Here is a 9,379-nt window from a genome sequence, read left to right as displayed (position 1 = left end):
CTGCTGACCCTGCTGTGCTGCGCCGCAAATACGGCCCACGGTCAGCGTATCCAGTTCGCCCAAGCGCCCGCGACCACGCCGAATAGCGCCGCGCCGGCGCCCGGCTTCACGGCCGCACCGCCTTCGACTTACGCCCCTCCCGTCTCGAATCCGTACACAGCGCCGGCTCCGCCGGCCAGCACTTACACTGCGCCGCTATCAGGTACTTACGGCGCTCCAGCGGCCCCGGCCACCACCGCACCGTGGGATCCGTACGCGCCGCAGTCGACGATGCAGATCTTGCCGCCGCCGGCGGCGTTGCCTTACAGCTCCGCGCCTGCCGCGGCGCCCCCTTCGATCTTTACGCCGAATCCTGCTTACCTTGGACAACCTGCGGCACAACCAGGGGCTTATGGCGGCTACATCCAACCGAACGGCGCCATTGCCCAACCGCAACGATTGCGGCAGCAAATCCTGTTCGAAGGCACTTGGTTGGCCGGTGGCGGCGGTTCGGAACTCGGCGTCACCGATCTCGAAATCAACGCCACGTTCCTGATTCCGTTCTTTAGCGGGCGACTGCCACTGTACATCACGCCCGGCTTCGCCGTGCATTATTGGAATGGCCCGGTTTCCGAGTCCTTCACCGACACGCCGCCGCCAGAATTGCCGCCGCGCACCTACGACGCCTACCTCGACTTCGGTTGGAAACCTGTGATCAGCCAGTGGCTCTCGGCGGATCTTGGCGCTCGCGTCGGTTTGTATTCCGACTTCGAGCAAGTGGAAAGCGACGCCATTCGCATCATCGCGCGGGGGCTTGGGCTCATCACCATTTCCCCCACGGCGCAGATCGCGCTCGGCATCGTGTACCTCGATCGCAACAACCTCAAGTTGCTGCCCGTGTTCGGCGTGATTTGGATGCCGAACCCGGACGCTCGCTTCGATATCTTGTTCCCGCAACCGAAACTCGCGTACCGCATCAGCACCGTCGGCTATACGCAATGGTGGGGCTATATCGCTGGAGAACTGGGCGGCGGCGCCTGGCATTTTCAACGGGCGAACGGCGAGCAAGACGCTTACGACTACAATGATCTTCGGCTGATCTTCGGCGCCGAATGGAAAAACCAGAGCCTGCCGGGCGTGGGCGGCTACATCGAAGTCGGCTATGCCTTCAATCGCGAAATCGACTATGCGGGCGACAACCCAGACTTCGATCCTGACGATACTGTCATGCTGCGCGGCGGCGTGACGTTCTAATCGCCTGACGAACGAATCCCAGGGCAATCCTCGTGTCGCCAGCGTTTCCAAATCGTCGGTCCGCTCACACTAGCCCGACGCGCAAGCGAGGGGGAGTAAGCGCCGTTCGCCGTTCGACGTCTACTCCCCCTCGCTTGCGCGTCGGGCTAGTGTTGTCGATTGCTTCGCTCTTCGCTGTCGCGCTGCTTACTTTCTGTAGCAGTGTTAGCGCCGCAGAAGGCCGGTTGCCTCCTGTGACCGCGTCGGGATATCCAAGCACGTCGCGACCGTCGGGTTTTCATTCGGATCTCTACGAACAAGGCGTTCAAGTTCAATCGTACGACCAATCCGGCGGCGGATCGGTCTACCCCGCCGATGAAATGGAGCCAATGTTCGATGCGCCGCCGGAGGAAGGGCCGGTCGTGCCGCAGGGCGGACGGTCGTTGCCCGGCGCTCGGGATGGAATCTTCCAGGGCGGGAACATCGGCGTCACCTGGCTTGCCGGCAGTGATCTGCAAATGGTCGACGTACTCGCCCAAGCGTCGTTTGGGCTGCCGTTTCCATCGCGGGAAGCGCCGGTCGTGTTCACGCCTGGCTACGGGTTACATGCGCTCGACGGCCCGGTCGGACTGGACGTGCCCGGGGAACTTCACGACGCCTGGCTCGAAGCCCGTTTTCCGCGCCAACTATCCGAACGCTTGTTGCTCGATATCGCCGTTGCGCCGGGTTACTACAGCGACTTCGAGCGCCGCAGCGACAATGCCCTCCGCATCACGGGCCGCGCCGTGGCAATCTACAACTGGACCCCCACGACGAAACTTGCGCTCGGCGTCGTCTACCTCGATCGTAACGACGTCACGGTGCTGCCGGCGGCCGGCATCACCTGGCAGCCGTCGCCGGACCGGCGCATCGAGTTGATCTTTCCGCGTCCTCGCTTCGCGTTTCGCACCTATCGCTTCGAGGCGCTCGATCGCACCGGCGCGGAGTGGTGGTACTACATCGCTGGCGAATTCGGCGGCGGCACTTGGTCGACCGTCCGCGCCGACGACACGCTCGACGAGTTGACTTACCACGACTACCGCGTCGTGTTTGGTCTGGAACGCAAGCCGACTGGCCTCAACCCCAGCCGCATCGAAACGGCCTACGTCTTCGGCCGCGCGCTGGAGTATGCCTCGGACGAGCAGGAATTCGAGGTCGACGACACGCTGTTCGCCCGGCTCGTCTGGGGCTTCTAGCTCCCCGACGGACGTGTTCGGTCTACAATGGCGTGTTCATGCGGCTCGATGCCGCTCGCTTCGCTTCCAGCAAAAATCGCCCTGTGAATCAGCCGCTCGTTGAAGAACTTCCCGCGGAACTGGACGCCCATCACGCGTTCGAGCGGCTGGCGGATTTACCGCATGCCGTGTTCTTCGACAGTGCGCGGCGGCACGAAAAGCTGGGGCGCTATTCTTACGTCGCCGCGGACCCGTTCGACTTTCTGCTCCTGCCGGCGCGAAGCCAAGGCGCGTTTGAGGCCATCGCCGCGCGGTTGCGGCCATTTCGTGCGTCCACGGCGCCGGGCTTACCGCCGTTTCAAGGCGGCGCGGCCGGCCTGTGCGGCTACGACGTCGGGCGGCAGTTAGAACGACTGCCGAGCCCCAAGTGGGACGAATTCCGCGTGCCTGCCTTCGCTGTTGGACTGTACGACACGGTCGCAGCGTTCGACCATCAGGAGGGCCGCGGGTGGCTCATCAGCCACGGCTTTCCGGTGCTCGACGCCGCGCGCCAGCGCGCCCGCGCCGCACATCGCTTGGCCGAGTTTCTCGCACGATTGATCGCGCCACGCGTTTCGTCGTCGCGGCAAATCGTCGCTGAGGAATCGCTGGCCGCCAGCAATCTCGCACCGCAATTCGAAGTTCCCGGCGTTACGCTGCTCACGAGCAACTTTGCCGCGGACGATTACCTCCGCGCAGTCGATCGCGCCGTCGAGTACGTCCTCGCCGGCGATATTTTCCAGGTGAATCTCTCGCAACGCTTGTTGCATCCCGCGACATGCGACGCGCTCGCGCTGTACCGCCGGCTGCGCACCATCAATCCCGGCACGTTCGCCGGCTATTTCGATCTCGGTGCGAATCAGATTCTGAGCGCCTCGCCCGAGCGCTTTTTGCAAGTGCTCGACGGCCAGGTCGAAGCCCGGCCGATCAAAGGGACGCGCCGTCGCACGGCGCAGCCAGAAGCGGATTTGTTCGCGGGCGATGATCTGCTGCAGAGCGAAAAAGATCGCGCCGAGAACATTATGATCGTCGACCTGTTGCGCAACGACCTGTCGCGCACTTGCCTGGTCGACAGCGTGCAAGTCCGGCAGCTCTGCGGGCTGGAAGTTTACGAACACGTGCAGCATCTGGTCTCGGTGATTCACGGCCAACTACGTCCCGAAAGTACGCCGCTCGATCTGTTGCGCTGCGCCTTCCCGGGCGGATCGATCACCGGCGCGCCCAAGGCCCGGGCGATGGAAATCATCGCCGAATTGGAGCCGACGGCCCGCGGCCCGTATTGTGGATCGCTGTTCTACAACGGCTTCGACGACGCCTTCGATGCCAACATTCTGATCCGCACCATCACCGCCGGACGAGGCTGGTGGCAAGCCCAGGCCGGCGGCGGAATCGTCGCGATGTCGGACGCCCGCCGGGAATACGAGGAAACCTGGCACAAGGCCGAAGGGCTCGTGCGCGCGATGCTCAGCGCGTCGACATGATCGCTAAGCGTCTGATTGGTGATATCCTTGAGAACTGCTACATTCGGTGAAGTCGATTCGGAGTCGCCGCGATGAACGATGAAAACCAGCCTTGGCAATCGCGCTGCACGATTACGCAGGAAGTCTTCACACAGCGGATGCTGATCTGGAAAGACCTGATGGACACCTGCGAACAGCTATTGCTCGCGGGGCTGCGCCACAAAATCGGCCCGGACGGCAACCTGGATGAGGCCTACGCCGACTGGGTGCGTCAAGACAATGCGCGGCGCAGTCGGGAGAAGTACGCGAGATACAGGACGAAACCGCAATGACTTCCGACTCGATCTTTACGACGCTCTCCCACGTCTGGCAGGCGCTCGAACGCGCGAAAATTGACGGCGCTCTGATGGGAGGGCTGGCCGTGACTGCCTGGGGCTACTTTCGCGCCACGCGTGATGTCGATCTGTTGATCGCGGTGGATGTCGCGGACTGGTCCGAGGCGGAACGTCGCCTTGTGACGGCAGGCTTTCAAATGAGCCGCGTGCGCGCGCCAAAGCGGCTCGATAAACTTCACGTTGTGAAGACAGAGTGCCGGCTTCCGGAAGTTCTATGGGAGCTCGAGGTCGACTTTTTGTTGGCCGAGTCTCCCTACCACCGGCAAGCAATTGCAAGGAGCGTCGTCTTTACGTTTCCGAATATGTCGACGTCCATCCGCGTGCTGACGTGCGAAGATGTCATCTTGCATAAGCTAGATGCAGGAAGAATGCTGGACCTCGCGGACTGCGTGGAACTGCTGCGAACGAATAGCACCACCATCGACAACGCCTACCTAGATCGCGTGGCGGTCGAGCTAGGAGCGAGTGCTGCGTTGGACGAGGTGCGCAAACGAGCCGCGACCAACGAGGCGTTGGATTAGTTCTGACAGAATGTTGGCCACGTGATTTGACAGACCACGAGAACGGCATGAATGATTCAAGCGGTTCACCGGCTCCGCCGCACACCCTCCCGCGTGTCCTCAATTGGTTTGACGCCACCACGGTGGTCGTCGGGTCGATCATCGGTTCCGGAGTGTTCTTGAAGGCCAGCGTCGTCGCGAAGGAACTGGGTGCGACAGGACCGATGTTGGCGATTTGGATTGGCGTCGGAGTGCTGACGTTGTGCGGCGCACTCGCGCTGGCCGAGTTGGCGGCCATGCTGCCGCAGGCCGGCGGGCCGTTTGTTTATTTGCGCGAGGCTTACGGCCGGCTGCCGGCGTTTCTGTGGGGTTGGACGGAGTTCTGGATCATTCGCACGGGGTCGATCGGCGCGCTGGCCTGCGCGACGACGATCTATCTGGGCGCGATCGTTCCGCTGTCGCCCGGTTGGCAGGAGGCGATTACCACGCTCATCGTCGTCGGCCTGGCCGTGTTGAACATCGTCGGCACGCGTTGGGGGGCCGCCGCGCAGAACTTGACGACGGTGATCAAGCTCGGCTTCTTGGCCGTGCTGATTTTGGGGCCCTGGTTGCTGGGCAAGGCCGACGTCGAAAACTTGCAGCCGGTTTGGCCGAGCGGGATTGACGGGAGTTACTGGAAGGCGATCGGCGCGGCAATGATCGCCGTGATGTGGCCCTACGACGGGTGGATTAACCTCACGCCGGTCGCGGAAGAAATCGACCGGCCGCAACGTAATTTGCCGTTGGCGTTGGGGCTGGGCATGTTGATCGTGATCCTGGTCTACACCGGCGCCAATCTCGGCTATCACCTCGTGCTGCCGATGGCCGCGGTCCGGGGATCGGAACGTGTGGCGGCTGACGCGTCGTACGTGCTGTTTGGCGATTGGGGACGCAAGCTCGCCGCGGCGGGCGTGATGTGTTCCACGTTTGGCGCCGTGAACGCCAACATGCTGGTCGGCCCGCGGATTTATTTCGCGATGGCCCGCGACGGCCTGATGCCGAAAGCCATCTGTAAGGTGCATCCCAAGTTCTTCACGCCAGCGAACGCCATTGCCCTGCAAGCCGCTTGGACCGTCGTGCTGCTATTCCTCGCGCATCGCTACCCGGCGGAGGGCGTGACGTTAGCGCAGCGCGCGTACTTCGTTTTCGATGCGCTCACCAACATGGTCATCTTCGGCGGCAGCGTGTTTTACGCGATGGCCGTGGCGGCCGTGTTCGTACTCCGCGCGCGCCATCCGGAATGGGAGCGCCCTTACCGCACCTGGGGCTATCCGGTCACGCCGATCTTGTATCTGCTGATGTTCGCGGCGGCCCTCACGGCCTTGTTCGTCAACACCTGGGAACGGTCCTGGCTGGGAGCGCTGTTAATCGCGTCGGGCGTGCCGGTTTACTTTTGGTGGACGCGCCGCGAGCTGGCATAGCATCGAGTCGGAAGCGTTCTGACGAAGGCATCAAAGTTGCTGCGTCAGAAGTCCTGCCCAGGGAGAGACATTCGCGACATATTCCCCTCGGCGGGCCATGAGCTTAGAATCTGGTCTTGCCCAGGCGTTCTCATTGCGCAGCGGACCGGACCATGTCAGAAGCGAAATCTCATGCGCGGCTCAGCCAGATTCAGACGCTTTGGACGGTCGTCGGATGGGCGCATGGCGATGGTTCCGCCGAGACGATTCGCATTGCCCAGGAGCAGTTGATCGAGCGGTACGGCAGCGTCGTGAGGCGCTATTTGCTGGGCGCGCTCCGCAACGCGGATGCGGCGGATGAACTGTCGCAGGAGTTTGCGCTGCGATTTGTGCGCGGCGACTTGAAACGCGTCGATCGCGAGCGCGGCCGGTTTCGTGACTACGTGAAGGGGACGCTCTTTCATTTGATCGGCGATTACCATCGCCGCAACAAGCGCCGAGCCACATCGCTGACGGACGGCTTGGAGCCGGCCACGGAGGACACGGGACTGGCTAGCCAGGACGAAGTCTTTCTGGAAGGCTGGCGAGCCGAGCTCATCAACCGCGCGTGGCAGGCACTGGAGCGGTTGGAGCAAGAATCGGGGCAACCATTTCACCGTGTGCTTCAGTTGCGGGCGACACAGCCGGAAATGCGCTCCGGCGAAATGGCCGTCGCGCTCGGCCCCCAGTTGGAACGCCAGGTCAGCGCCGATTGGGTCCGCCAGTCGCTGCATCGAGCGCGGGAACGTTTCGCGGGCTTTCTGCTCCACGAAGTCCGCGATACGCTCGACGACCCAACGTTGGAGCAGTTGGAAGAAGAACTCATCACGCTGGGACTACACGGCTATTGTCAGCCGGCGCTCGATGCCTGCCGCGCGACGCCCGGCGAGCAAAAAAAGTAGGGCTCGCTCAATACAGCCAGCGCAGTTCGAGTCGGAAGGTCTCGTCGTACCAGGCGTCGCCCGTCATGGGGCGTCCGTACCCCGCGTACACGTTCCAACGCTGCCCCAGGCTTGCGCGCACGCCAAGTTTGGCGTGTACTAAGGTCGCCCCTTGCGCGTCTTCAATGATGAATTGATCCGGTGCGGCGGCCCGGCTGGATTTGCCTCCGAGGATGGTCCAACCCACGACCTCCGCAACCGGCGAAATCCGCAAGGCGCCTTGCAGCGGCAGCAAATAGCTGGCGCCGATCCCATACCTCAAGGTATCGCCGGCGAAGTCGGTGCCATCGACGGGAATCCAGTAACGGAACTCGCCTTCCAGCCGAATTCGATCCGTGATCGCGGAATAACCCAGGAGCGCCGGCTCAATAGTTACGTGGTCCGTGCCCAATCCGTCGCGGGCATTTCCGGTCGGCACGTAAGTTCGCAACTGGAAGGTCGTGAAAAACTGCTGCGAGTACGTCAACGCGTATTTGAATCCGGCGTCGAGGTCTCCGAAACCGGCGTCATTGTCGTTGATCTCCGGATCAATGAATCGCACCGGCGCATTGATGAAACCGGAAAACAATTCGCTCCACGCCCGTTCGACGTACAGCGAAATCTCTTGATGGTCGACCGAGGTCTCCGAGAATTGGGGGCCTGGTCCCCTCGCTCCGGTGCGCGGGTAGAAGAACTCCGCCCGCGCCGCTTCGATGTTGTCGTAGGAGGCGTCCGCGCGCAGCCGCACGATATTGCCCGGAATCGCCGGATCGATATAGCCGACGCTGCTGTCGCGAATCACGGGCACGCCCGGCGGCTGCGCGTACAGCGCGCCATGATTGATGATTAGGTAGACCGCCACACAGGCAGCCAGCCGCACCGCGAACGAAAGTCGTGTACGATAAGCCATACTGGCGCCCAGGGATTGAGGGCGGGAACTTGTTGGAAGACGTCCCGACTTCACTCATATCGCACTTGCACCGTCGCAAGGTTTACGAAACCCGCGTCATTGCGATATCCAGATTCCAGGCAGCGCAACAGTGGGCAAACTAGGTGACGTTTGACGGCGCCTACGGGCCATTGGCCTTCACCTCGTCCGACGAGGTAGTGAGTAATGTCTGGGCTCGTTCGAGTGATGGATGGCGCTTCACGTTTTCAGCCAGTAAGTCGCTGGCGGATGACTTGAGGGCCGGCGTGGCGGAGTCGAGCGCGTTGATTTTCTCGATGATCAGCGACGCTTCCGCACAAAGCTCAGCGGACCTGACGGATTCCGCGGCGGCATCGTCCGGCGCCTGATCGAACATCGCGGCGGTTCGCACCAGCAAACACGCGGCGGCCAATTGGTCGTCGGCGCCGGCCGATTCCAGGCGTGCCAGCCGCCGCGCGGCGTCGATCGCGGCGGTTCCATCCTTCAATTCCAACGAAACCCCGCCGAGTGTGCAAAGATGACTTCGGAGACTGCGCGTGTAGTCAGGTTGGCGAGGGTTCATTTGCAGCGCGTGGACCAAGTGCTCAATGCCCTCGCGCAAATGCTCCCGAGCATCCGTGAATTGTTTTTGCTCGGCCTCGGCCCAGCCGAGATTGCCGATCGACATCCCCAGGTCCCCTTGGTACGAGGGCAACTCGGGAAAGTCCTCCATCAGCCCGCGCAACAATCGCACTGCCTCGGCCCAGTCTGATTCGGCGGCCTCCAGTTCGCCGACCGCGGTGCGGGCCGCCGCCATGCTATTGCATGTGTTCGCCATTTCCTGCCGCAACGTCGGTACGCTCGGATGATCGGCCATAAGTTTGCTGAGCAGCGAGGCGGCGCGCTCGTAGTCCATCAAGGCGTCCCTCGGGTTCGACAAACTCGCCCTGGCGTTGCCGCAATTCGCGAGGGCCACCGCCAATTCCAAGCGATACTCCGGGCGCTGTGGATCGGCGGCGACCAACTCGTCGAAAAGTCGTAGCGCTTCGGCATAGCGTTCGATCGCCTCGTCCGGCCGGCCCAGCACGCGATACACCGGCCCCAAGTTGAGTTGGGCGCGGGCGGTTTCCTGCTTGAGCGACGCGTCGTCCGCGTCCGCGGCGCTCAATCGATGCAATTCCGCCAGCGACGCTAACATCGCCGTCTCGGCTTCGCCGGCATGGCCCGTCTCGCGATGCAAGATGCCGAGATTAT

Annotated in this window: 9 protein-coding genes; 7 read left to right on the top strand and 2 right to left on the bottom strand. The window is 62.6% G+C overall.

Going from position 1 to position 9,379, the window contains the following annotated elements; translation table 11 throughout:
* The 7 genes from SGJ19_27850 to SGJ19_27820 form a co-directional block, all read left to right on the top strand.
* The coding region (locus tag SGJ19_27850; GenBank protein ID MDZ4784080.1) for a hypothetical protein at positions 1-1,233 on the top strand (1,233 nt) is incomplete at its 5' end.
* A gap of 233 nt (positions 1,234-1,466) precedes the next feature.
* On the top strand, positions 1,467-2,447 hold the full coding sequence (locus SGJ19_27845; GenBank protein MDZ4784079.1) for a DUF6268 family outer membrane beta-barrel protein: 981 nt from the start codon (positions 1,467-1,469) through the stop codon (positions 2,445-2,447).
* 83 nt (positions 2,448-2,530) lie between these two features.
* Positions 2,531-3,946 carry an anthranilate synthase component I family protein gene (locus tag SGJ19_27840; protein ID MDZ4784078.1) on the top strand — a complete coding sequence of 472 codons (1,416 nt, stop codon included), beginning with the start codon at positions 2,531-2,533 and terminating at the stop codon, positions 3,944-3,946.
* Positions 3,947-4,017: 71 nt separating this feature from the next.
* Positions 4,018-4,257: a hypothetical protein gene (locus SGJ19_27835; GenBank protein MDZ4784077.1), complete on the top strand. Its 240-nt coding sequence runs from the start codon at positions 4,018-4,020 to the stop codon at positions 4,255-4,257.
* Positions 4,254-4,841, top strand: a complete 588-nt coding sequence (locus SGJ19_27830) for a hypothetical protein (protein MDZ4784076.1) — start codon at positions 4,254-4,256, stop codon at positions 4,839-4,841. Before SGJ19_27835 ends, SGJ19_27830 begins: the two co-directional genes overlap by 4 nt.
* Positions 4,842-4,888: 47 nt before the next feature.
* Positions 4,889-6,280, top strand: a complete 1,392-nt coding sequence (locus tag SGJ19_27825) for an amino acid permease (protein ID MDZ4784075.1) — start codon at positions 4,889-4,891, stop codon at positions 6,278-6,280.
* A gap of 152 nt (positions 6,281-6,432) precedes the next feature.
* The gene (locus SGJ19_27820) at positions 6,433-7,200 is read left to right on the top strand and encodes a sigma-70 family RNA polymerase sigma factor (protein MDZ4784074.1); all 768 of its coding nucleotides are present in this window, start codon (positions 6,433-6,435) and stop codon (positions 7,198-7,200) included.
* Between the two features lie 7 nt (positions 7,201-7,207).
* Here SGJ19_27820 and SGJ19_27815 read toward each other — a convergent pair whose 3' ends face one another.
* Positions 7,208-8,128, bottom strand: a complete 921-nt coding sequence (locus SGJ19_27815; protein ID MDZ4784073.1) for a hypothetical protein — start codon at positions 8,126-8,128, stop codon at positions 7,208-7,210.
* A gap of 160 nt (positions 8,129-8,288) precedes the next feature.
* Positions 8,289-9,379 (bottom strand): tetratricopeptide repeat protein (locus SGJ19_27810; protein ID MDZ4784072.1); only part of this gene is annotated, 1,091 nt, incomplete at its 5' end.

Source organism: Planctomycetia bacterium, assembly GCA_034440135.1.
In the GTDB taxonomy this organism is placed as follows: Bacteria; Planctomycetota; Planctomycetia; order Pirellulales; family JALHLM01; genus JALHLM01.
The sequence above is the reverse complement of the archived record's forward strand: the minus strand, read 5'-3'. Positions and strand labels throughout refer to the sequence as shown.

Coding starts and splice junctions, on each gene's coding strand:
- SGJ19_27835 (MDZ4784077.1), top strand. CDS start 4,018: ATGAACGATGAAAACCAGCCTTGGCAATCGCGCTGCACGATTACGCAG.
- SGJ19_27830 (MDZ4784076.1), top strand. CDS start 4,254: ATGACTTCCGACTCGATCTTTACGACGCTCTCCCACGTCTGGCAGGCG.
- SGJ19_27825 (MDZ4784075.1), top strand. CDS start 4,889: ATGAATGATTCAAGCGGTTCACCGGCTCCGCCGCACACCCTCCCGCGT.
- SGJ19_27820 (MDZ4784074.1), top strand. CDS start 6,433: ATGTCAGAAGCGAAATCTCATGCGCGGCTCAGCCAGATTCAGACGCTT.
- SGJ19_27815 (MDZ4784073.1), bottom strand. CDS start 8,128: ATGGCTTATCGTACACGACTTTCGTTCGCGGTGCGGCTGGCTGCCTGT.